General features: G+C 71.6%; 19 protein-coding genes. 12 read left to right on the top strand and 7 right to left on the bottom strand.

The genetic code is table 11. The features are described 5' to 3' along the window. The first annotated feature begins 20 nt into the window (after positions 1–20). Positions 21–215: a hypothetical protein gene (locus ACTOWY_RS08270; protein WP_247765001.1), complete on the top strand. Its 195-nt coding sequence runs from the start codon at positions 21–23 to the stop codon at positions 213–215. On the opposite strand, the gene ACTOWY_RS08265 is transcribed toward ACTOWY_RS08270, so the two are convergent. Further along, positions 205–1,389, bottom strand: a complete 1,185-nt coding sequence (locus ACTOWY_RS08265) for a cytochrome P450 (RefSeq protein WP_441309019.1) — start codon at positions 1,387–1,389, stop codon at positions 205–207. The genes ACTOWY_RS08270 and ACTOWY_RS08265 overlap by 11 nt on opposite strands. Positions 1,390–1,546: 157 nt before the next feature. On the opposite strand from ACTOWY_RS08265, the gene ACTOWY_RS08260 reads away from it, so the two are divergent. Continuing rightward, positions 1,547–4,372 carry an ATP-binding protein gene (locus ACTOWY_RS08260; protein ID WP_441309018.1) on the top strand — a complete coding sequence of 942 codons (2,826 nt, stop codon included), beginning with the start codon at positions 1,547–1,549 and terminating at the stop codon, positions 4,370–4,372. Between the two features lie 8 nt (positions 4,373–4,380). Here ACTOWY_RS08260 and ACTOWY_RS08255 read toward each other — a convergent pair whose 3' ends face one another. Next, the gene (locus ACTOWY_RS08255) at positions 4,381–5,001 is read right to left on the bottom strand and encodes a class I SAM-dependent methyltransferase (protein ID WP_441309017.1); all 621 of its coding nucleotides are present in this window, start codon (positions 4,999–5,001) and stop codon (positions 4,381–4,383) included. A 36-nt stretch (positions 5,002–5,037) separates the two neighbouring features. Between ACTOWY_RS08255 and ACTOWY_RS08250 the strand changes: the two genes are divergently transcribed. Then, complete coding sequence (locus ACTOWY_RS08250; RefSeq protein ID WP_441309016.1) at positions 5,038–5,487, top strand: MerR family transcriptional regulator; 450 nt, start codon at positions 5,038–5,040, stop codon at positions 5,485–5,487. Between the two features lie 15 nt (positions 5,488–5,502). Here the strand turns inward: ACTOWY_RS08250 and ACTOWY_RS08245 are convergent, their stop codons facing one another. Next, positions 5,503–6,240, bottom strand: a complete 738-nt coding sequence (locus ACTOWY_RS08245; protein WP_441309015.1) for a hypothetical protein — start codon at positions 6,238–6,240, stop codon at positions 5,503–5,505. A gap of 53 nt (positions 6,241–6,293) precedes the next feature. Continuing rightward, a complete protein-coding gene (locus tag ACTOWY_RS08240) occupies positions 6,294–6,701 on the bottom strand; it encodes a DUF5997 family protein (protein ID WP_441309014.1) in 408 nt (135 codons plus the stop codon). Positions 6,702–6,758: 57 nt separating this feature from the next. On the opposite strand from ACTOWY_RS08240, the gene ACTOWY_RS08235 reads away from it, so the two are divergent. From ACTOWY_RS08235 to ACTOWY_RS08215, 5 genes are all read left to right on the top strand, one after another. Next, positions 6,759–7,490: a LysR family substrate-binding domain-containing protein gene (locus tag ACTOWY_RS08235; RefSeq protein ID WP_441309013.1), complete on the top strand. Its 732-nt coding sequence runs from the start codon at positions 6,759–6,761 to the stop codon at positions 7,488–7,490. A 159-nt stretch (positions 7,491–7,649) separates the two neighbouring features. Next, a complete protein-coding gene (locus ACTOWY_RS08230) occupies positions 7,650–8,783 on the top strand; it encodes a serine hydrolase domain-containing protein (RefSeq protein WP_441309012.1) in 1,134 nt (377 codons plus the stop codon). A 26-nt stretch (positions 8,784–8,809) separates the two neighbouring features. Beyond that, on the top strand, positions 8,810–9,940 hold the full coding sequence (locus ACTOWY_RS08225; protein ID WP_441309011.1) for a serine hydrolase domain-containing protein: 1,131 nt from the start codon (positions 8,810–8,812) through the stop codon (positions 9,938–9,940). A gap of 138 nt (positions 9,941–10,078) precedes the next feature. Beyond that, positions 10,079–10,678, top strand: a complete 600-nt coding sequence (locus tag ACTOWY_RS08220) for a hypothetical protein (RefSeq protein WP_441309010.1) — start codon at positions 10,079–10,081, stop codon at positions 10,676–10,678. A gap of 176 nt (positions 10,679–10,854) precedes the next feature. After that, a complete protein-coding gene (locus ACTOWY_RS08215) occupies positions 10,855–13,200 on the top strand; it encodes a penicillin acylase family protein (protein WP_441309009.1) in 2,346 nt (781 codons plus the stop codon). Here the strand turns inward: ACTOWY_RS08215 and ACTOWY_RS08210 are convergent. Both ACTOWY_RS08210 and ACTOWY_RS08205 read right to left on the bottom strand, forming a co-directional pair. After that, a complete protein-coding gene (locus tag ACTOWY_RS08210; protein ID WP_441309008.1) occupies positions 13,181–13,780 on the bottom strand; it encodes a TetR/AcrR family transcriptional regulator in 600 nt (199 codons plus the stop codon). The two genes, ACTOWY_RS08215 and ACTOWY_RS08210, sit on opposite strands and share 20 nt — an antisense overlap. Continuing rightward, on the bottom strand, positions 13,777–15,264 hold the full coding sequence (locus ACTOWY_RS08205; protein WP_441309007.1) for an FAD-dependent monooxygenase: 1,488 nt from the start codon (positions 15,262–15,264) through the stop codon (positions 13,777–13,779). The genes ACTOWY_RS08210 and ACTOWY_RS08205 overlap by 4 nt, the downstream gene beginning before the upstream one ends. A 162-nt stretch (positions 15,265–15,426) precedes the next feature. Here ACTOWY_RS08205 and ACTOWY_RS08200 point away from each other — a divergent pair, with 162 nt between their 5' ends. Then, positions 15,427–15,855, top strand: coding sequence for an SRPBCC family protein (locus tag ACTOWY_RS08200; protein ID WP_441309006.1), 429 nt, complete (start codon positions 15,427–15,429; stop codon positions 15,853–15,855). A gap of 1 nt (position 15,856) precedes the next feature. Here ACTOWY_RS08200 and ACTOWY_RS08195 read toward each other — a convergent pair whose 3' ends face one another. Continuing rightward, positions 15,857–16,765, bottom strand: coding sequence for a LysR family transcriptional regulator (locus ACTOWY_RS08195; RefSeq protein WP_441309005.1), 909 nt, complete (start codon positions 16,763–16,765; stop codon positions 15,857–15,859). Between the two features lie 89 nt (positions 16,766–16,854). On the opposite strand from ACTOWY_RS08195, the gene ACTOWY_RS08190 reads away from it, so the two are divergent. From ACTOWY_RS08190 to otsB, 3 genes are all read left to right on the top strand, one after another. Beyond that, on the top strand, positions 16,855–17,691 hold the full coding sequence (locus ACTOWY_RS08190; protein ID WP_441309004.1) for an alpha/beta fold hydrolase: 837 nt from the start codon (positions 16,855–16,857) through the stop codon (positions 17,689–17,691). Further along, on the top strand, positions 17,688–19,091 hold the full coding sequence (locus ACTOWY_RS08185) for an MFS transporter (protein WP_441309003.1): 1,404 nt from the start codon (positions 17,688–17,690) through the stop codon (positions 19,089–19,091). Before ACTOWY_RS08190 ends, ACTOWY_RS08185 begins: the two co-directional genes overlap by 4 nt. Before the next feature lie 209 nt (positions 19,092–19,300). Then, a complete protein-coding gene (gene otsB / locus ACTOWY_RS08180) occupies positions 19,301–21,829 on the top strand; it encodes a trehalose-phosphatase (protein ID WP_441309129.1) in 2,529 nt (842 codons plus the stop codon). Positions 21,830–21,831: the final 2 nt, after the last annotated feature.

Below are 21,831 nucleotides of genomic sequence, written 5' to 3'. Positions count from 1 at the left end.
CCGAAACGGGGAGGACAGGCATGGAGGATTTCAGCTGGCTACGCGGTCGCACGGCGGAGCTGGTCGCCGCGGTGGCCAACGGCGACCGCAGGCGGGCCGAACAGCTCGTCGCGCACACCAGCGCCGAAGGCGGGGTCGAAGCCGCGGGGCGCCTGCTGACCGAACTGCTGGTGCAGATCCAGTTGCAGGCGACCACCGCGACACCTACCAGGTGACCGGCATCGAGTGCACGCCGAAGAGCACCCCGTCGTACTTGAACGGCAGCTCCGCCACCGGCACCGCCAGCCGCAGTCCAGGAATCCGCTCGAACAGTGTCCGGTAGGCGATCTCCATCTCCACCCGCACCAGGTTCTGCCCCAGGCACTGGTGCACGCCGTAACCGAAGGCCACGTGCTGGCGGGCGCCACGTTCCGGGTCGAACTGGCCGGGGCAGCCGAACATCGACTCGTCGTGGTTGGCCGCGGCTACCAGCGGCATGATGCCCTCACCGGCCCGCACGAGCTGGCCGTTGATCTCCAGGTCGGCCACCGCCACCCGCAGCGCCACCAGGTCGGCCACCGAGTGCAGCCGCAGGGTCTCGTCCACCACCCGGTCGTCGCCGATCCACTGCGGGTTCTGGAGCAGGGTCAGCACGCCCAGCGCGATGTTGTTGGCGGTGGTCTCGTGGCCGGCGATGAGCAGCAGCATGCCGGTGCCGGGCAGTTCCTCCGGGGTCAGCACCCCGGCGGCCAGGATCCGGCTGATCAGGTCGTCGCCGGGCCACTTCTGCTTGATCGCGATCAGCCGGGTGACGTAGCGCAGCAGCGCCTTGCCCGCGGCCTCCCGCTCCTCGTGCGAGGAGCCCAGGCTGACCAGCACCTGGGTCCGGGACTCGAAGAAGTCGTGGTCGGCGTAGGGCACGCCGAGCAGGGCGGAGATGACCAGGGAGGGGATCGGCAGCGCGAAGTCCTCCACCAGGTCGGCCTTGTCGCCGCGGGCCAGCATCGCGTCGATCCGCTCGTCCACGATCTTCTGGATCGCCGGCCGCCACTCGCGCATCCGGCGCACGGTGAACTCGGGCATCAGCGCCTTGCGGAACCGGTTGTGCTCGGGCGGGTCGTAACCCACGAACCAGCCGGGCACCTCATCGGACCGCGGCACGCCCCCGGTGCGGCCGAAACTGGGGAAACCCTCCTTTGTCGGGTCCGAACTGACCCTGGCGTCGGTGAGCACCGCGCGCACGTCCTCGTGCCTGGTCACCAGCCAGACCTCCTGGCCGGTCGGCAGGCTGGTGCGGGCCAGGCCGGGAAGCTCGCGGAAGCGGGCGTAGTCGGCCGGTGGGAACGCCTCGCCGGGGACCCGTCTGGGGAAGTCCACCACCGGGCACCGGGCCGGTTCGTCTGCCGGCATAGCTCCTCCTTGGCTGCCAGGCGGGACGGCCACGCCCCGCGGGTCCACCTTGCGGGTTCTCGGGCAGGAAAACGCCCAGAAGCTCGGACCGGGACCGGGCCTCTCGCGGACTGGAACAGAGACGGACGGCCTGGTTGCCGGGAGCTAGGATTCCGTCATGAACGGGGGCAGGGACACAGCGCTGGTCGGGCGGGACCGGGAACTGGACCTGCTGGTCGAGATCGCCGAGAAGGCGCGGGCCGGCACCGGCCAGGCGGTCCTGCTCCGCGGTCCGGCGGGCATCGGCAAGACCACCCTGCTGCAGGCCGCCCTCACCCGGATCCGGCCACTGGCCGCCCGCACCCTGACCGCGCGCTGCCGGGACGCGGGCAGCGGGGCCTACGCCGCGGTCCGCGCGCTGTTCGAGCCACTGCACCTGACCCAGGCGGGGGAGGCTGGGCGGCTGCTGGACGGCAGCGCCCGGCACGCGCTGCCCGCGGTCGACCCGCAAATACAGCATCCGACCCAGCACAACACCGCGTACTCGGTGCTGCACGGCCTGCACTGGCTCACCGTCGGCCTCACCGCCGACGGCCTGCTGGTACTGGCCGTGGACGACCTCCAGTGGTGTGACGACCCCTCGCTGCGCTGGCTGGCCTTCCTGCTCCGCCGGGCCGAGGACCTGCCGCTGTTGCTGCTGCTCACCCAGCGCACCGACCAGGACTCCCCGGTCACCGAGGTCTTCGCCGAGATCGCCGAACTCTCCCTGTGCCACACGGTGAACCTGCCCGCGCTCAGCGCCCGCCCGGTGGCCGAACTGCTCACCAAGGTGCTCGGCGCCGAACCGGAACTGGCCTTCGCCGCCCGCTGCGCCCAGCTCACCGGCGGCAACCCGCTGCTGCTCGGCCGGATGCTGACCCGGCTGGGCGAACACGACGGCGACCGCACCGACCCGGCGCTGCTGGAGGACCTGGGCCGGGCCGTGGTCGCCCGCTCGGTGCTGGACCGGCTGCCCGAACACTTCCTGGCCGTGGCCAGGGCCATCGCCATCCTGCCCGGCGAGGCCCTGGAACTCATCGCCGCGCTGGCCGGGGCGCACCACCGCACCACCACCGCGGCCATCAGCGAACTACGCCGCCGCGATCTGGTCACCGCCGAGGACTACGGCCCCGGCCCGGAATTCGTGCACGACACCATCCGGCAGACCGTGCTCGGCGGCACCCCGGCAGGCGAACTCGACCAGCTCCGTGAACGCGCCGCCACCCTGCTCAACGACGCGGGCAGGCCCGCCGAGGAGGTGGCGGTGCTGCTGGTGCTGCTGCCCGGCACCCCCGAACCGTGGATGGCCGACGTGCTGCGCGAGGCCGCCACCGGCGCCGAACACCGCGGCGCACCCCGGATGGCGGCCAGCTACCTGGAACGCGTGCTCGCCGTGGACGACGCCGACGTGCCGGTGCTCAGCCAGCTCGCCCGGGTGCTCGCGATGATCGAACCCACCACCGCGCTGCGCCACCTGGAACGCGCCCTGGATCTCCTCGCCGACCCACGCCGCCAGGTCCCGCTCGTCCTCCAGTACACGCTGACCTCGCTGCGCGCGCAGAACTCCATCCGCGCCTTCGCCCTGGCCTGCACCACCCTGGACGCGCTGACCAAGACCATCGGCCCCGAGCCGGACAGCACCGATCGGGCGCTGCGCGCCGTGCTGGAATCCTCGATGCTGGCCTCCGGCATCGACGAGAAGACCAACGTGCGCGAACTCGGCGAACGCTTCGCCCACCGCGCCAACCCGCCGGGCGACACCGCCGAGGAACGCCAGCTGCTGGCCGGACTCGCCCTGCTGGGCATGCTGCAGGCCCGCCCCGCCGCCGAACTGGCCGAACAAACCCGGCGCGCACTGAAGATCAACGAGGTCGAGGTGGGTGGCTGGACCATCCTGGGCTCGATCTACACCCTCTACCTGGCCGATGACACCGTGGCCATGCCCGAGGCACTGGACATGCTGGTCGAACACATGCAGGCCACCGGGGCCGCCTGGACCTACTGCCTGGTCACCAGCCTGCGCGCGCTCGTCCGGCACTGGAACGGCGACCTGGTCGAAGCCCTCGCCGACGCCCAGTCCTGCTACGACCTGGTCGTCCAGGAGAACTGGGCGGGCGCCATGGTCATGCCCCAGGTCGCCCTCGCCGTGGTGCTCACCGACCTGGGCGAACCCGACCGCGCCGACGAGATCCTGAACGAGACCTTCCGCGACCGCTTCGACGCCTTCACCCTGGAGTACCACTACTACCTGATGGCCCGCGCCCGCACCTACGAGGCCCTCGGCGAAACCGACCGCGCCCTGGAAACCCTCCAGCAATGCGCCCTGAGCCTGGCCGAAGGCACCATCGACAACCCCGTCCTGGCCCCCTGGTGGTACGAAGCCGCCCTCCTCCTCGCCGACCAGGACCGCCTCGAAGAGGCCACCGCCATCGCCGACCACGGCGCCGAACTCTGCCGCCGCTGGGGCACCCCCCGCGCCCTCGGCATGGCCCTCACCGCCCAGGGCGCCGTCACCCCCGGCCCGCAAGGCATCCGCCTGCTCACCGAAGCAGTCCGCACCCTGGCCACCTCACCAGGCAAGTTCGAGCACGCCCGCGCCGAATACCTCCTCGGCCGGGCCCTGCTTCGCGCAGGCGACGCCGAAGCCGCCCGCAAACGCCTCCGCAGCTCCCTGGATCGCTCCGTCCTACTTCGCCACCGCCGCCAGGTGACCCTGTCCTCGGCGGCGTTGCTGGAGGCGGGCGGCCGGTTGCGCCGGGGGACCGACTCCCCGGCCGACAGCCTCACCGGCAGCGAACGCCGGGTCGCGGCCCGCGCCGCCAACGGGGCGACCAACCGGGAGATCGCGGAGTCGCTGTTCCTCACCGTGCGGACGGTGGAACTGCACCTGACCAGCGCTTATCGCAAACTCGGCGTCCGCGGCCGGGCGGAACTGGCGGCGGCACTGGCCCGCAGCGGGCAGTGAATTCGGCGTTATCGGGCAGGTGCCACGTGCCCGATAACGCACGCCACCGGCGGGTCCAGGTCGAGCATCCCGGTTCGGAGGTGCACGAACCCCGCCCCGGCAAGCTGGTCCGCCAGCTCGGTGGCGGCCGCCGCTGACGTGGCCGCGGTGGCGCCGGGACAGCGAGGCTGGGACACCAGCGCGATGCGCCCGCCGGGCCGCAACAACCGGGCGAGTTCGCGTAGCCGGGCGGTCGGATCGGGCCACATGCCGACCGTGTTGACCGCCAGCGCGGCGTCGAACGGCCCGTCGATGATCGACAGCTGTTCGACCGGCAGGTGCGTCAGGCGTACCCGCCCGGCCCTGATGGCGGCCCTGTTGCGGCGACCCGCCTGGCGGATCATGACCTGCGAGTGATCCACGCCGACGACCAAGCCCCGGGACGCCCGGGTGGCGAGGCCGGCGATGGCCACCCCCGGACCGCAGCCGAGTTCGAGGACGCGGTCAGTCGGCTGGATGTCCAGCAGCCGCACCGCCCAGCGGTTGCGCGCCACGTTCGACGAGCGCCGCCCCATGATCCAGCCGACCACGTGCCCGACGGCCCCGGTCGGCCGGTGGAACTGCGCCAGCACTCGCTTCTTGATCTCCATGAGGCGAGCCAAGCACTTCGAGTACGCTTGAAGTCAATGCCTGCCACCGAGCGCACCGGGGCTTCGCCGACGTCGTTGTCCATCGGTGAACTGTCCGAACGCACCGGCGTGCCGACCAGCGCGCTGCGCTACTACGACGAACTTGACCTGGTGCGGCCCGAGGCTCGGGCAGCGGGACGACGGCGCTACGCCGAGTCGGCGGTCCGTGAAGTCACCCTGGTCCGCTTCCTCGGCGAGATCGGCTTCTCACTGGCCGAGATCGGGCGGTTCCTCGCGGGCGAGAGCCAAAGCCGGCAGGAGCTGGTCGAGCACAAGCTGGCCGAGCTGGCCGAGCAGCAACACCGCATCGAGGTGGCCCGCACCGCACTCGAACACGGTCAGCGATGCCCGGCCAGCGATCCCATGAACTGCGACCGATTCTGGTCGATCCTCGACGGGCGACGGCGCGGCCTCTCCCTCGAAGAAAGCCACACACAAGCGCACTGACACGGTCGGCCGCGGTCAGCCCACCAGCCGGTGCCGCACCCACACATTCGGCTCCACATACACCGCGAAATCCGCCGCGACATCGCAGTGCACCAACGACAACGCCCCCGGCACCGCCACCCCGCCATCCCGGTCGAACGGCAACCCGGTCCACTCCCGCCACTGCGCCAGCGACCCACTCACCGTCGCCGAGGCGGGCGCGATCCGCTCCACGATCCCACCCGCCCGCACATGCACCCGCAACCAGGGATCAACCGGCAGCCCATCCGCCCGGGTCTGGGCCACGTACTCCGCCATCGGCACCTCCGGCTGCCGGTGCTTCCCGGTCGGCCGCAACGGCACCAGCAACTCAGCCAGTCCCCGCGCCCGCACCGCCTCACCCAGCGCCGTCAGCATCCGCCCGGACAACCCTCGCCCCAGTGCCCCGGCCGCCACCGTGATCTCCAGCGCCCCGGCCACGGTCGGCGCCCGCCCGGCGTCCTGGTCCTCGAACGCCCAGCTCAGGATCCGGTCCCAGCCCTGGTCCGGCATGGGCATCCGGCCCGCGCCCGCCCCGTCATAGGGCACCGCCAGCGCCCGGGCGACCACCTCGCCGCCATCGGTGGCCACCACGCAGTACTCCGGGAACGCCGCGGGCACCTCGACCCACAGTGCGTCGGAAACCAGGTCGTGCAGCAGGAACTCCGGCCAGTCGGTGTCCATGCCGAGCAGTGGTTCGAGCAGCTCCGGCCGTGCGGCGAGCGTGGTGATCACAGCAGGTCAGTCTGCCGGTCGGCGCGCCCCGGCGCACCCGGGTTACGCCCTGACTAGCGTCGCCTGCCCGGTGCGCTCGGCTGCTCGCCGCTCGCCTTCAGCTCCTTCAACCGGGCCTCTTCCCGCCGCACCTCGGCCTGCGTGGCCCGCTCCTGCCGCAGCCACTCCGGGTTCTCCGCCTTCAGCTCCTCCACCTGCGCGGTGGTCAGCGCCTCGGTGATCCCACCGCGCGCCAGCCCGCCAATGGAGATGCCCAGCTTCAGTGCCAGCACCGGACGCGGGTGCGGGCCGTTGCGGCGCAGGTCACGCAGCCACTCCGGCGGGTCGGCCTGCAGCGCGTTCAGCTCGTCGCGCGAGACGACACCCTCCTGGAACTCCGCGGGGGTGGCCTCAAGGTAGACACCCAGCTTCTTCGCCGCGGTCGCGGGCTTCATCGTCTGGGGGGTTTTCTGCGACGTCATGTCCACAGGGTATCGAGCTGGTGCGTTGCCGCTGACCACGGGCGGTAATCTGACCTGGTGACTGGCTCGGACACCCCTGCGTCGTTCCGTCTCGGCTACGTGCCGGGGGTGACTCCGGCCAAGTGGATCCGGACCTGGCAGGACCGCCTGCCCGAGGTCCCGCTGCACCTGCACCCGCTCTCGCCCACCGAGGCCGCCGAGGCAGTGCGCGCCCGCGAGGTCGACGCGGCGCTGCTGCGGCTGCCCATTGACCGCACCGACCTGCACGCGATCCCGCTCTACACCGAGAACACCGTGGTCGTGCTGCCCAAGGACCACCCGCTCACCGACGCCACCAAGATCACCGCCGCCGACCTGGCCGACCTGCTGGTCCTGCACCCCCTGGACGACTCCCTGGACTGGACCGCCCCGCCCGGTCAGCCCGCCAAGGAGCGGCCGGAGAGCACCGCCGACGCCATCCAGCTGGTAGCCGCGGGCGTGGGACTGCTGATCGTGCCGCAGTCGCTGGCCCGCCTGCACCACCGCAAGGACCTCACCTTCCGGCCACTGGCCGACGCGCCGGTCTCCCAGGTCGCGCTGTCCTGGCGGGAAGACGCCGGGACCGAGCTGACCGAGCAGTTCATCGGCATCGTCCGCGGCCGCACCCTGAACAGCACCCGCGGCCTCACCCCACCCGCGCCCGCCCCCGCTGCGGCCAAGGCGAAGAAGCCCGCCGCCACCCCCGCGCGCAACCAGAAGCGCACCGCCGCCCCCACCAGCCGGGGCCGCAAACCACGCCGCGGCCGTTAGACACCTCGCCAGAGGTCCCCGCTCGTAACCAACCCGGCGGGGTAGGGCCAGCCCCACCTCAAGGACGGCAGTTCGCGGGCCTGTGCGCGCGTCCGCGACCGGGAAAGCTGATCACCAGCAGCGGAGAGCCCGCCGCCCCGGCAGAACAGGACACCCACGATGAAGCGCACTAGCCTGGCCCGCTCGACCGCCGCGGTGGCCGCGGTCACCGTCAGTGTGGCGCTGGCCTGCACCGGCGCCATCGCGCTGGCCACCGAGGGCTACCACGGCAACAAGGCCCAGCAGCGCCTGGACAGCCTGGTGCGCAACGACAAGTTCCCGGCCGCACTGGCCAGTGTGGACGGACGAAACCTGGTCGCTGGTGAGGCGGACAAGAATGACCGGGTGCGGATCGGCAGCAACACCAAGGTGTTCGTGGCCGTCGCGGTGTTGCAGCTGGTCGGCGAGGGCAAGATCGAACTGGACAAGCCGATCGAGAAGTATCTGCCGGGTCTGGTGCGCGGCAAGGGAATCGACGGCAACAACATCAAGGTGCGCCAGCTGCTCCAGCACACCAACGGCCTGCCCAACTACACCAGCCACATCGGCATGGAGAAGTTCCAGGAGGCGCGGGACCGCTACCTCAGCCCACGGGACGCCCTGGACGCCGCGCTGGCCCAGCCCGCCATGTTCGAGCCCGGCGAGAAGTGGTATTACAACAACACCGGCTACACCCTGGCCGGACTGCTCATCGAGAAGGTCACCGGCCGCCCGGTCGCCGAGGTGGTCACCGAACGCGTGATCAAGCCCGCCGGGCTGCGCGACACCTACTGGCCGAACGTGGGCGAGCGGGACATCCGCGGCAGGCACGCCAAGGGTTACGCCGAGGCCGACGGCACCAAGCCCGGCGGCCCGATCGTCGACGCCACCCGCCAGGACACCGGCTGGGGCTGGGCCGCCGGAGAGCTGGTCGGCACGCCCAGCGACCTGAGCCGGTTCTTCGCGGAATTGTTCGGCGGCAAGCTGTTGCGCCCGGCCGAGCTGGCCGAACTGAAGCGCACCGTTGTGGCCACCGGCGTGCCCGGCAACGCCGGCTACGGCCTCGGCGTGTTCCGCACCGAGCTGAGCTGCGGCAAGGTCCTCTGGTGGCACGGCGGATCGATTCCCGGCTACGAGACCCGCGGCGGCGTGACCGAGGACGGCCGCCGGATCGGCCTCGCGGTGACCGCGCAGACCGGCACCTTCGGCGATCCCGCCCTGGCCGGCCAGCACCTCCAGCAGTTCCTCGACGCCACCGCCTGCGACCAGCGCTGATCCTGCTACCGGACAAGGAGAACACCATGAAGCACAACATCCTGGCCCGCCGCACCGCCGCGGTCACCATCTCCCTCGGCCTGGCGCTGGCCTGCACCGGCGCCACCGCACTGGCCACTGAAACCCAGACCCGCAACTCCGTGCAGCAACGCCTGGACAACCTGGTGCGCAACGACAAGTTCCCCGCCGCACTGGCCACTGTGGATGGTCGCAACCTGGTCTCCGGTCAGGCGGACAAGGACGACCGGGTGCGGATCGGCAGCAACACCAAGACTTTCGTGGCCGTCGCGGTGCTGCAACTGGTCGGCGAGGGCAAGATCGAACTGGACGCGCCGATCGAGAAGTACCTACCGAATCTGGTGCGCGGCCAGGCCGGTGACGGGCGGACCATCACCGTGCGGCAGATCCTGCAGCACACCTCGGGCCTGCCCAACTACACCCGGTTCATCGGCCTGGAGGGCTTCCAGGCCGTGCGGGACCGTTACGTCAGCCCGCGGGAGACCCTGGACGCCGCCCTTGACCACCCCGCCGACTTCGCCCCCGGCACGGACTTCTCCTACAGCAACACCGGCTACACCCTGGCCGGGCTGCTCATCCAGAAGGTCACCGGCCGCCCGGTCGCCGAGGTGGTCACCGAACGCGTGATCAAGCCCGCCGGGCTCCGCGACACCTACTGGCCGAACGTGGGCGAACGGGACATCCGCGGCAAACACGCCAAGGGGTACAACAAGGCTGGCAACGTGGACCCGGAGTCCCCGGTGGTCGACGCCACCCGGCAGGACACCGGCTGGGGCTGGGCCGCGGGGGAGCTGGTCGGCACCCCCAGCGACCTGAACCGCTTCTTCGCCGCGCTGCTCGGCGGCAAGTTGCTGGGCCAGGCCGAGCTGGCCGAGATGAAGCGCACCGTCCCCACCAAGGGCCTGTTCGCCGGCGCTACCTACGGCCTCGGCCTGATGCGCTTCGAGTTGAGCTGCGGCAAGGTGTTGTGGGGTCACGGCGGTGACATCCCCGGCTACGAGACCAGGGGCGGGGTCACCGAGGACGGCCGCGGGGTCGCGGTCGCGGTGACCGCGCTGCCCGGCACCTTCGGCAACGGCGCGGCCGCGCACCAGCAGGTGCTCGACCTGGTGGACGCCGCCGCCTGCGGCAAGCGCTGACCCCGATCAACCGGCCTTGGCCGTCGGCACTCCGGGTGGTTTTCAGGGAAAACCCGGAGGCCGGCGGCCGACGCGCGTGTCAGCCTGAACTCGCGAGATGTCCACTGTAGACAGACGAGAGCCGAGGCGCGAAGTCACATGCCGGAACACGAGGACCAACAGCGAGCGCGGGAACTCAAGGCCTTCACCCAGGAATACCTGGCCGCCGAAGCCGAGGGCAGGCCGGTGGCCGCGGTCACCCACGAAGGCTGGCGTCCCGGCGCCCGCTGCGGGTCCAGCGGCACCGAGGGCGTGCTGCTGGCCAACCACGAGTCCGGCTGGGCCGGGATGGCCGTGTTCCGCCGCGACCGGGAAACCCCACAGCACAACCTGCTCAGCCGCGGCTGGAACCCCGACTTCACCCACCGCCCTTACTCGGTGGAGTGGACGCACCCGGGCTTCGCGGGCATCCTCGCCCCGGACATGGCCAGGCTGGAACTGATCACCCCGGACGGCACGGTACTCCCGGCCCAGATCGCGGCAGGCAGCTACGCTGTCTCGGTCAACCTGGACCTACCGAGCGAACGCCGCCTGGACGAGCTACGAGCCGCCGGACCCGTGACCATCGACGACGAACTGGACGCGGTCTGGGCATCCAGCCGCGAGGCCAACGACCAGCTCCGCGAGTACACCGTCCGCGTCTACGACACCACCGGCACCCTCCGCTACAACGGCCCCGCCCTCCCAGTAGACCGCTAGCAGCCCACCGCGGTCCGCCGCCGCCGAGTTGGCCCAAGTGGCACGCCCAGTTGGGCAAACTCGGCGTACGACTTGGGCAAAGTCGGCGTTATCGGGCGTCGCGGTGAATCCAGACTCGCCTTCCTGGCCCGGCTGCGGCAGGGTGATCGGCACTGGCGTCGGCGAGGGGACGGGTCGTGAGACGATTCTTGCTGGTAGTGCTCGTGCTGGTGACCGCGAGTGCCGGACTGACCCCGGCCGTGGCCGCGCCCCCGACCGCCGTGCACCACATCCCCGGCGTGCGTGGGCCGGTGCGGGTGGTCACCGACACCTGGGGTGTGCCGCACGTCTACGCCACCAACCAGGATGACGCTTTCCTGGCCCAGGGGTTCATCGCCGCGCGGGACCGGTTGTTCCAGATCGACCTGTGGCGGCGGCGCGGGCTCGGGCAGCTCGCCGAGGTGCTCGGCCCGAACTACGTCGAGCAGGACCGGGCCGCCCGGATGTTCCTCTACCGCGGCGACATGGACCGCGAGTGGGCGGCCTACGGCGAGCGCGCCCGCGGCATCGCCACCCGGTTCACCCAGGGCATCAACGCCTACATCGAGCACCTGGAGCGCACCCCGGCCGCACTGCCCGAGGAGTTCCGCCGCCTGGGTTACCGGCCCGCGCGCTGGGCGCCGGCGGATGTGGTGCGCATCCGCAGCCACGGCCTGACCGGCAACCTCACCGACGAGGTCACCAGGGCCAGGGTGGCGTGCGCGGCCGGGCTGGAAACGGACAAACTGCGTCAGCCGCTGCAACCGGACCGGCCGATCCAGCCGCCCGGCGGACTGGACCCGTGCACGATTCCGGCGAACGTGTTGCGCACCTTCGAGCTGGCCACCCAGCAGGTCGCCTTCACCGGCGGCCAGGTGCGGGCCACGGCGCGGGAGGAGTTCAGCGAGGGCAGCAACAACTGGGTGGTCGCGCCCAGCCGCACCGGCACCGGCCGGGCCCAGCTGGCCAACGACCCGCACCGGGCCTACTCCGCTCCCTCGCTGCGCTACCTCAGCCACCTGTCCGCGCCCGGACTGGACGTGATCGGCGCGAACGAACCCGCGCTGCCCGGGATCTCCATCGGCCACAACGGCCGGATCGCCTTCGGACTCACCATTTTCCGGATGGACCAGGAGGATCTCTACGTCTACCAGCTCGACCCGGCCGACCCTACCCGCTACCGCTACCGGGATGGCTGGGAGCCGATCCGGGTGCTGCGCGAGCGGATTTCGGTGGCGGGCAAGGAACCCGTCGAGGTCGAGCTGCCGTTCACCCGGCACGGCCCGGTGCTGGCCACCGCGGACGGGCGGGCCTTCGCGGTGCGCAGCGCCTGGCTGGAACCGGGCATGGCACCCTACTTCGGCAGCGTGCGGTACATGTACGAGCGGGACTTCGCCGGGTTCAAGGCGGCCATGCGGAACTGGGGCGCGCCAACGGAGAACCAGGTCTACGCCGATACCAGTGGCAACATCGGCTGGGTGCCGGGCGGCCTGGCGCCCAAGCGTTCCGGCTACGACGGCCTGCTGCCCGCGCCCGGTGACGGCCGGTTCGAGTGGACCGGCTTCCACACCGGCGACGACCTGCCGCACGCCTACAACCCGCCGCAGGGTTTTGTGGCCACCGCCAACCAGTTCAACCTGCCACCCGGCTTCCCGCACCCGATCGGCTTCGAGTGGTCCGCGCCGTACCGGCACCAGCGGATCACTGACGTGCTGAGCGCGGACCGGCGATTCAGCGTGGCCGACGCGATGCGCCTGCAGAACGACCAGCTCTCCCTCCCGGCCCGGCAGCTCACCGCCGTCCTGGCTACTGTGCCCGGCACGGATCCGTTGTCCGCCAAGGCATTGACGCTGCTGCGCGGCTGGAACGCGGTGGAGAACAAGGAATCACCGCAGGCCGCGCTGTTCGAGCTGTGGCTGGCCCGGCACCTCAACCCCGGCCTGGTCCGCGCCCTCGCTCCGGCCGCCGCGGCACTGATCGCCGTCCCGGACAGCCGCAACGTCCTGGACGCCCTGACCCACCCGGAGAAGTGGTTCGGCGCGGACCCGGTGACCAAGCGCAACCAGCTCGTCAACGAGACTCTCGCCGCCGCCTGGAAGGAGGCGGAAACCTTGCTGGGTAACGATCCGGCGAGCTGGCAGTGGGGCCGGTTGCAGCACACCCTGTTCCAGCACCCGCTCAGCCCCACGCTGTCCCCGGCGGACCGGGCCCGCTTCGACGTCGGTCCGTTCCCGCGTGGCGGTTCCAAGGACACGGTGAACGCCTCCGGCTACCGGCGCACCGACTTCCGGCAGACCGGCGGGGCCTCCTTCCGGATGGTCCTCGACGTCGGCAACTGGGACGCCGCCCGCGCGATCAACACCCCCGGCCAGTCCGGTGTGCAAGCAGATCCGCACTACCGTGACCTGGCCGGGAAATGGCGTGCGGGCCAGTACTTCCCACTGCTCTACAGCCGCGCCGCGGTGGAACGCAACGCGGACCGGATCACCCTGTTGCTGCCGTGACCGGTGGCACGCCGAGGGCGCCGAAAGCCTCATCCAGCAACAACTCCAGGCCTACGGCGCCCTCCCGTTCCACCCAGGCGGTCATCGCACTGGACAACGCGGCCACCGCGGCCCCGGCCAGCACCTTGGTCGCCAGGTCCGGTTCGGCCTGACCGGCGCGACTGGCCAGCCAGGCGGCGAAGTTCGCGGTGCCCGCCTGCAGGTTGAGGTGGTTGCGGTCGCGCAGGGCCGGTGTGCGCAGCACCAGCGTGGCGCGGACCAGGATGGTGGCCTGATCCGCCGGCGGGATCTGCATGACCGCGCCGCGCACGGCCCGGTGCACCGCGGTGAGCGGCGGCTCGTCCACCGGCCGGGCGGCCAGCTGCGCACCCATCAGCGCGTCGTAGTCGTCTATCTCGACCACGTTCTCCTTGCGCGGGAAATGCCGGAAGAAGGTCATGTGCGAGACCCCGGCGGCGGCCGCGATCTCCTCCACCGTGGTCGCCTCGAACCCCTTGGCCAGGATCAGCCGCAGCGCGTGGTCCTTGATCGCGCGGCGGGTGCTCGCCTTCTTCCTGGCCCGCCAGTCGGTCTCGCTCACCGGGTGAGTATCGGCGTCGCGGCCGCGGCCTGCCCGAGCACCCCGGTGAGCCAGCGCTGGAGGTCGGCGGTGTGGTGGCCGCGCCAGGCGAGGTGGCCGTCCGGGCGGATCAGCGCGAGTTCGTTGTGCGGCCAGCGCAGATCCACCACGCTCTCACCCAGCCACGGCCGGACGATGTCGCTCTTGTCCGCGAAGGGGGACAGCAGCGCCCAGTGCCCGCCGAGTTCGGCGTGCAGCCGGGTGGGCACGCCACTGGCGCGATGACACGGGAAATCCGGCACCCGGTCCCCGGCCCTGACCCGGCCCAGTCCCGTCACCGGCGCCGTGCCGACCCCGCCCAGCCAGGACCCCGGCCCCATCGCCACCTGAGCCAGCCGCACCCGCTGCTCGGCCGCCTCGGCCACCACCTCGCCCTGACCCGCCGCCGCCCCCAGTGGCCCCCGGCGATAACTCACCCGCAGCTGCGAGGCCCGCGCTGCGATCCGCCGCCGCATCCAGCGCGAGCGCAGCACCAGCCCGCGCGCCAGCCGCGCTGCCCAGCCCTGGCTGAACAGCACGTTCGTCGCCTCGCCGGTCACCCGCAGCACCTCGGCCGCCACCGGCCGCCGCTCCGCCTCATAACTGTCCAGCAGGCCCGCCTCCGCCCGCCCGAGGATCACCGCACCCAGCTTCCAGCCCAGGTTCTCCGCGTCCCCGATCCCGGTGGCCAGTCCCTGCGCGCCCAGCGGCGCGTGCACGTGCGCGGCATCCCCGGCCAGCAGCACCCGCCCACGCCGGTAGGCGGTGGCCAGCCGCCGCTGCACCGGGAACGCGGACTCCCCGGTGACCTCGTCAACCTCGGCCCCGGTCTCCTCCCGCAGCCACCCCGGCAAGTCAGCCCCGTCCGGCCCCATCAACCGCCACTGATCCGGACCAGGCAACGGAAACGCCGCCAGGAACCCGCCCGCCCGGAACCACACCGCCACCGTGTCCCGCGGCCGCCGCAGCTCCGCCCGCACATCGGCCACCCGCAACCGCTCGGTCACCGGCTGGCCGGGGAAGTCGATCCCCACCGCCGCCCGGACCGCGCTGTGCACACCATCGCAGCCGATCACCCAGCCCGCCCGGATCACCTCCGCGCCCGCCCGCACCTCGACCACATCGCCCTCGGTCCGGATCCCGCTGACCGCCAGCCCCCACTCGACCGCCACCCCCAGCCGGTCCAGCCGCTCCCGCAACGCGCCCTCGATCTGCGCCCGCGAGGCCAGCACCCCGTCCGGCCCGAACCGCAACTCCCGCCCGGCCACCCCGGCCACCGCGGGCAGCGCACCCAGCCGGTCCAGGGCCTCCACCGCCCGCGGCGGCAAACCCAGCGTGCCACTGGCGGTGGCCGGTCCGGATGCGGCATCCAGCACCCGGACCCCCACCCCGGCCGCGCGCAACGCGCAGGCCAGCGTCAATCCCGTCGGTCCAGCCCCCACCACCAGCGCTGACGTGTACGGCACCGCGACCTCCCCATGTTAGCCACTAACATGTTAGCAGCTAACACAAGCGCGTCGACTTGGCCCAAGTGGGACGCCCAGTTGGGCAAACTTGGCGTACCAGTTGGGCCAACTCGACGTCGGCCCACCGGAAACCGGCCGGCGCCTGCTGGGTACCGTGGCGGTATGACGGCCACGCGGCACCTGACCGGACGTTTCCCGCTCGCCCTGGCCCCGGCGGCCGCCTTCCCGCTGTTCACCGCCCGCGGTGAGGAACACTGGGTGCCCGGCTGGCAGCCCAAGTTCCCGGTGTCCACAGTGGACGATTCCGAACCTGGCACCGTCTTCGAGACCACAGTGGACGGTGAGTGCACCACCTGGATCGTGCTGGACCGCGAGCCGGACCGGCGGATCTGCTACGCCAGGGTGACCCCGGGCTCGCGGGCGGGCACGGTCACCGTGGAGATCGAACCCAGCGGCAGCGGCTGCACGGTCACCGTCACCTACCGGCTCACCCCGCTCAGCCCGGCAGGCGAGCGCGCGCTGGCCGATTTCGCCGCCGAGTACCCGGAATTCCTGCGCTCCTGGGAAACGATGATCAAGGCCCTGGGCTGACTCAGCGCAGGCCACGGACGTTCGGGCACAGCTCCCGGGTGACGTCCAGGTACGCGCCCAGCACCGGCCCGGGATCGCCCGCGCGGTAGGACATCACCAGCGGCGGCAGCTCGGTGCGCGGCGTCACGTCCAGGAACCGCACGTCCGGGCGGGCCGCCACCCGCATGCAGGCCGGGCCCAGCCCCACCCCGATGCCGCAGGCGGCCAGCCCGACGATGGTGTGCACATCGCGGGCCTCGATGGTGCCGCCCAGTGGCATGGTGCGTTCGCCGAGCAGCTCGGAGATGGTGGCCAGGGTGGCCGGTTCCTCCTCCGGCGGGGCCACGATCAGCGGCTGCGCGCGCAACTGGTCAACATGTATTTGCCGTTGTCCCGCATGGGGATTGGCCAGCCCGACCACCGCGATGAGCCGGTCCTGCCCCACGCTGACCGACACCAGGTTCTCCGCCCCCGCCCCGCGCGGCGCACCCCGGGTGATCGCGATGTCCAGGTCCCCGGCGAGCAGGGCGGCCGAACCCCGGGCCGAGGACATCTCGTGCAGCGCCATCCGCACATCCGGGTGTTCCCGCCCGAACCGGCTCAGCACCGAGGGCAGCAACTCCAGCACCGCCGAGCCGATGAATCCCAGCCGCAACCGCCCGGTCTCACCCCTGGCCGCCCGGCCCGCGTCGACCGCGGCCGCGGACATCTCGGTGAGCGCGCGCCGGGCGCGTTGCAGGAAGGCGTTCCCGGCGGCGGTGGGGAAGACCCCGTGCGGGGTCCGGTTGAACAGCCGCGCGCCCAGCTCCCGCTCCAGATCGCCGATCTGCTTGGACAGCGGCGGCTGGGCGATACCCAGCGCGGCCGCCGCCCGCCCGAAGTGCTGATGCTCGGCCAGCGCCACCGCGTACCGCAGATGTCGTGCTTCCATACCCCCAGGCTATACCTGTCAGGTATCGCGGACCGGGTCGTCAGCTATACCGATGGATAACGCCCATCCGCCGACGCACTCTGGGTGACGTGAACACGATCTTCCTCCTGGTGCACGGCGCCTGGCACTCCTCCTGGCAGTGGTCAGCCACCCAGCGCGAACTCGCCGCCCGCGGCGCGACCAGCCTCGCCCTCGACCTGCCCGGCCACGGCTTCGCCGCCCCGCATCCCACCGGCTACCTGACCCCCGGCCAGCCCGGCCTGGCCACCGAGAAATCGGCACTGGCCACCCTGACCATGCGGGACAACGCCGACGCCATCGTGCAAGCCCTGCAAGGACTTCGCCAGTACAACCAGGTCATCCTGGTCTCGCACAGCGCAGGCGGCGGACCGGCCGCCCTGGCCGCCGAACTGGCCCCGCACCTCATCGACCGGCAGGTCTACCTCTCCGCCTTCGTCCCCGCCGCCCGCCCCACCTTCCACGACTATCTGAGTACGCCGGAGCAAGCCAGCAACAAGGGTGGCAACCTGACCATCGGCGACCCGGCCGAACTCGGCGCGTTCCGGATCAACCCGCTCAGCCCCGACCCGGACTACCTCGAACGCCTCCGCTTCGCCTACTACCAGGACGTCCCCGCCGAGTCCTTCGCCCGCTGGCGCCTGGCCCTGAGCCCCGACCTGCCCCCGGCCGTGGCCACCGAGGCGATCACCCTGTCCCGCAACGCCTGGGGCCGCATCCCACGCCACTTCATCCGCCTCAACGAGGACCAGGCCCTCACCCCGGCCCTGCAAGACCTCATGATCGCCGAAGCCGACCAGGCCATGCCGGCCAACCCCTTCACCGTGCACACCCTGCCCGGCAGCCACTCCCCATTCGCCGCCCGCCCGGCCGAGCTGGCCCAGACCCTGCTCGCCACCAGCCAGTGAACATCCTGCCCATCCTGCTGAGCACGACCTTCATGCAACTCCTGGACGTCACCCTGGTCCAGGTGGCACTACCGTCGATCACCAGGGACCTGCACGCCGGTCAGGGCGCCACCCAGCTCGTCCTGACCGGCTACACCCTCACCTTCGCCAGCCTGCTGCTCATCGCGGCCAGGCTGGGGGACCGGTACGGGTACCGGCGGCTGTTCCGGATCGGGCTGGCGGTGTTCACCGTCGGCACGGTGGGCAGCGCACTCGCGCCGACCGCGGGTTTCCTGGTGCTGGCGCGGCTGGTCGAGGGGATGGGCAGTGGACTGGTCGCGCCGCAGGTCTTCTCGCTGATCCAGACGGCGCTGCCGGTGGAGCGGCGGGCGCGGGCGCTGAGTTCGCTGGGGGCGACCATGGCGGTGGCCTCGCTGAGCGGGCCGTTGCTGGGCGGGGTGCTGTTGACGGTGGATCCGACGGGGCTGGGCTGGCGGCTGTTGTTCCTGGCGAACGTGCCGGTAGCGCTACTCGCCTTGGTGGCCAGCGGAAAGCTGCCCGCGATCGCCGCCCGCACCCCGTCGCCCAGCGCGCCCCCGGCCCACCCCGGTCGGTCTTCGCTCGCCACCTGCCCGGACCCTGTCCCGAATCGCGACCGGATCGACGTGCTCGGCGCGATCCTCGCCGCCACCGGCCTGGCCCTGTTCATCCTCCCGCTCTCCCTCGGCCGCGACACCGGCTGGCCACCGTGGACCTGGCTCACCCTCGCCATCGCGATCACCCTCCTGGCCCTGTTCGCCCGCACCCAACGCCGCCCCAACCCCCTCCTGCACCCCAGCGTGCTGCGCGACCGCCCCGCCCGCGCCGGCATCCTGCTCGTCCTCATCTTCAACGCCGGCGTCCCCTCCCTCACCTACCTCCTGCTCCGGTACCTGCAAACCGGCCCCGGCCACACCCCACTCACCGCCGCCCTGCTCACCGCCACCTACCCGGTCGCCGCCGCCCTCGGCAGCCGCCTCGCCCCCGCCCTCACCCGCCGCCACGGCAGCACCCCGCTCACCGTCGCCGCGGCCGGAATCGCCGCCGCGACCGCCGCACTGGCCGCGATCATCGGCACCCCCGCCGAGCCGTGGGCCTTGTCCCTCCTGCTGATCCCGGCCGGACTCGGCTTCGGTGTGTTCACCGCGGCGGTCTACACCGTCGTCCTCGCCCGCACCCACCCCGACGCCATCGGCTCCGCCTCCGGCTTGCTGCCCACCGCCCAGCAACTGGGCGGCACCCTGGGCATCACGTTGGCGGGACTGGTGTTCGCCGTCGGCGCGGACCCGGTGAGCGGGTTCGGATACGCACTCGGCTACGAGACGGTGGTGTTCCTGATCTCCGCGGGAATCGCACTCGGGCTCAGCCGCGGGAGCGGGTGATCCACCCCCAGGAGAACGAAAGCGGAACTCGTACCTGAAGTAGTGCGGGCCCGGTCGAAAACCTCGGGGAATTCACCTGATTGGCGGGTTAAGGTCGCCGTCCGCGGCAACGGGGTCGCGGCGACGCTGAAGGAGTTCCCGTGGGTCAGGTTGGCGACGCCGAGGTGGTGCGCACGTCCGCACCGGAACCACCCACCCGGCTCACCGTGGTGCCCGAACGGGCCAGCGCAGCGGCCCTGCCGCCCGAACTCCGCCGCGCCCTGATCCAGCTGGCACGCACCCCGCGCCTGCTCGTGGCCTGCGACTACGACGGCACCCTGGCCCCGATCGTGGCCGATCCCGAGCAGGCCCGGCCGCTGCCGGAGTCGATGAACGCGCTGCGCTCGCTGGCCACCCTGCCCGCCAGCACCGTCGCGGTCATCTCCGGCCGGGCGCTGCGTGACCTGGCCACGCTGTCCCGGCTGCCCGCCGAGGTGCACCTGGTCGGCTCGCACGGTTCGGAGTTCGACGTCGGCTTCGTGCACGAGCTGGACCGCGCCGCCCAGGACCTGCTGACCAGGGTTCGCGGCACTCTGGAAGCGCTTACCGCCAACGCTCCCGGCGTGCACCTGGAGTTCAAGCCAGCCTCGGTCGCGGTGCACTCCCGCCGCGCCGAACCCGGGATCGCCGACCACACGTTCGCCGCGATCCGCCAGGGCCCGGGCAGCTGGCCCGGCATCCAGGTCACCGAGGGCAAAGCGGTGCTCGAACTGGCCGTGATCCAGACCGACAAGGGCCACGCCCTGGATGTGCTGCGGCACCAGGTCGCCGCCTCCGCCGCACTGTTCATCGGCGACGACGTCACCGACGAGAAAGCCTTCCAGCGACTGGCCGGACCGGACCTGGGCATCAAGGTCGGCGAGGGCGCCACTGCCGCCGAGTACCGCCTGCCCGACACCCCCGAGGTCGCCCTCACCCTGGCCTTCCTGCTGGAGGAGCGCCGGAACTGGCTCTACGGCGAACAGGCCGTGCCGATCGAACGCCTCACCATGCTGTCCAACGAACGGTCGGTAGGTTTGCTGACCCCCGACGCCAGGCTCACCTGGCTCTGCCACCCCGAACCCGATTCCGCCGCGGTCTTCGCCGACCTGCTCGGCGGCCCCGCCGCGGGCCACTTCTCGATCAAGCCCCAGCGCAACGGCCTGCCCCTGGGCCAGCGTTACGTGCCCGGCACCATGACCGTGGAAACCCGCTGGTCCAAGCTGCTGGTCACCGACTACCTCGACCACTACGCCCCGCCACAGCGCACCGACCTGATCCGGGTCATCTCCGGCAACACCACCGCGCTGATCACCTTCGCCCCGCGCCCGGAGTTCGGCCAGGTCCCGGTCACCCTGGTCGCCGAACCCGACGGCCTGCGCGTCCTGGGCACCACCGACCCCATCGTGCTGCGTTCGCCCGGCGTGCACTGGGACATCACCGCCGACGGCACCGCCGAAGCCACCGTGACCGTGACCCCGGACGCCCCGATCGTGCTCGAACTCCGTTGCGGCACCGACGATCTCTCCGCCGCCGCCCCGGAACCCGACCGCCGCGCCCGCGCGGACGCCTACTGGACCGAGTGGCTGGCCGGACTCACCCTGCCCAGTACCCAACGCGACCTGGTCGCCCGCTCCGCCCTCACCCTGCGCGGCCTGCAACACGGTGAAACCGGGGCGTTCCTCGCCGCCGCAACCTCGTCCCTGCCCGAGGAGATCGGCGGCGTCCGCAACTGGGACTACCGCTACTGCTGGGTCCGCGACGCCGCCCTCTCCGCACAAGCCCTGGTATCACTGGGATCCCGCACCGAAGCCGAGTCCTACCTCAACTGGGTCCACAACGTGCTCGCCACCCTGACCGGTCCGGAGCGCCTGCACCCCCTCTACACCTTGCACGGCAACACCCTCGGCCCCGAAGCCGTCCTGGACACCCTGCCCGGCTACGCGGGTTCACGCCCAGTCCGGGTCGGCAACCTGGCCAACCAACAGGTCCAACTCGACGTCTTCGGCCCCGTAGTCGACCTGGTCAAGAAACTCAGCGACGCCCGCGGCAAGCTCACCGACGACGACTGGCGCATGGTCGAAGCCATGGCCGAGGCCGTCACCCGCCGCTGGCACGAACCCGACCACGGCATCTGGGAAGAACGCGCCGCACCCCGCCACCGCGTCTACTCCAAGGTCATGTGCTGGGTCACCCTCGACCGCGCCATCACCCTTGGCCAGACCTACGGCCGCACCATCGACGCCTCCTGGATCCCGTTGCGGGACGTCATTTCCGCCGATGTCCTCAAACACGGCTGGAACGAGGAGGTCCAGTCCTTCACCACCGCCTACGACGGCACCGACCTGGACGCGGCCACCCTCCACATCGGACTCTCCGGCCTGATCGACCCGACGGATGAACGATTCCAGGCCACCGTCACCGCCACCGAGGCCGAACTCCGTTCCGGCGTCACCGTCTACCGCTACCACCGCGACGACGGCCTGCCCGGCACCGAAGGCGGCTGGCACCTGTGCGCCGCCTGGATGATCGAGGCCTACCTGCTCACCGGCCGCCGCACCGAGGCCGAGGAACTGTTCCAGCAAATGGTCGACTGCGCCGGACCCACCGGCCTGCTGCCCGAGGAGTACGACCCGGTCGCCGAACGCTCACTGGGCAACCACCCGCAGGCCTACTCCCACCTCGGACTCATCCGGTGTGCGCAGCTGCTGGATCGCTGAAC

It is taken from the genome of Crossiella sp. CA198 (assembly GCF_052078295.1).
Taxonomy (GTDB): domain Bacteria; phylum Actinomycetota; class Actinomycetes; order Mycobacteriales; family Pseudonocardiaceae; genus Crossiella.
Note: the sequence above shows the minus strand (reverse complement) of the source record. Positions and strands in the feature narration are given on the sequence as shown.

Coding starts and splice junctions, on each gene's coding strand:
- ACTOWY_RS08265 (WP_441309019.1), bottom strand. CDS start 1,389: ATGCCGGCAGACGAACCGGCCCGGTGCCCGGTGGTGGACTTCCCCAGA.
- ACTOWY_RS08270 (WP_247765001.1), top strand. CDS start 21: ATGGAGGATTTCAGCTGGCTACGCGGTCGCACGGCGGAGCTGGTCGCC.
- ACTOWY_RS08230 (WP_441309012.1), top strand. CDS start 7,650: ATGAAGCGCACTAGCCTGGCCCGCTCGACCGCCGCGGTGGCCGCGGTC.
- ACTOWY_RS08255 (WP_441309017.1), bottom strand. CDS start 5,001: ATGGAGATCAAGAAGCGAGTGCTGGCGCAGTTCCACCGGCCGACCGGG.
- ACTOWY_RS08250 (WP_441309016.1), top strand. CDS start 5,038: ATGCCTGCCACCGAGCGCACCGGGGCTTCGCCGACGTCGTTGTCCATC.
- ACTOWY_RS08220 (WP_441309010.1), top strand. CDS start 10,079: ATGCCGGAACACGAGGACCAACAGCGAGCGCGGGAACTCAAGGCCTTC.
- ACTOWY_RS08240 (WP_441309014.1), bottom strand. CDS start 6,701: ATGACGTCGCAGAAAACCCCCCAGACGATGAAGCCCGCGACCGCGGCG.
- ACTOWY_RS08195 (WP_441309005.1), bottom strand. CDS start 16,765: ATGGAAGCACGACATCTGCGGTACGCGGTGGCGCTGGCCGAGCATCAG.
- ACTOWY_RS08260 (WP_441309018.1), top strand. CDS start 1,547: ATGAACGGGGGCAGGGACACAGCGCTGGTCGGGCGGGACCGGGAACTG.
- ACTOWY_RS08200 (WP_441309006.1), top strand. CDS start 15,427: ATGACGGCCACGCGGCACCTGACCGGACGTTTCCCGCTCGCCCTGGCC.
- ACTOWY_RS08225 (WP_441309011.1), top strand. CDS start 8,810: ATGAAGCACAACATCCTGGCCCGCCGCACCGCCGCGGTCACCATCTCC.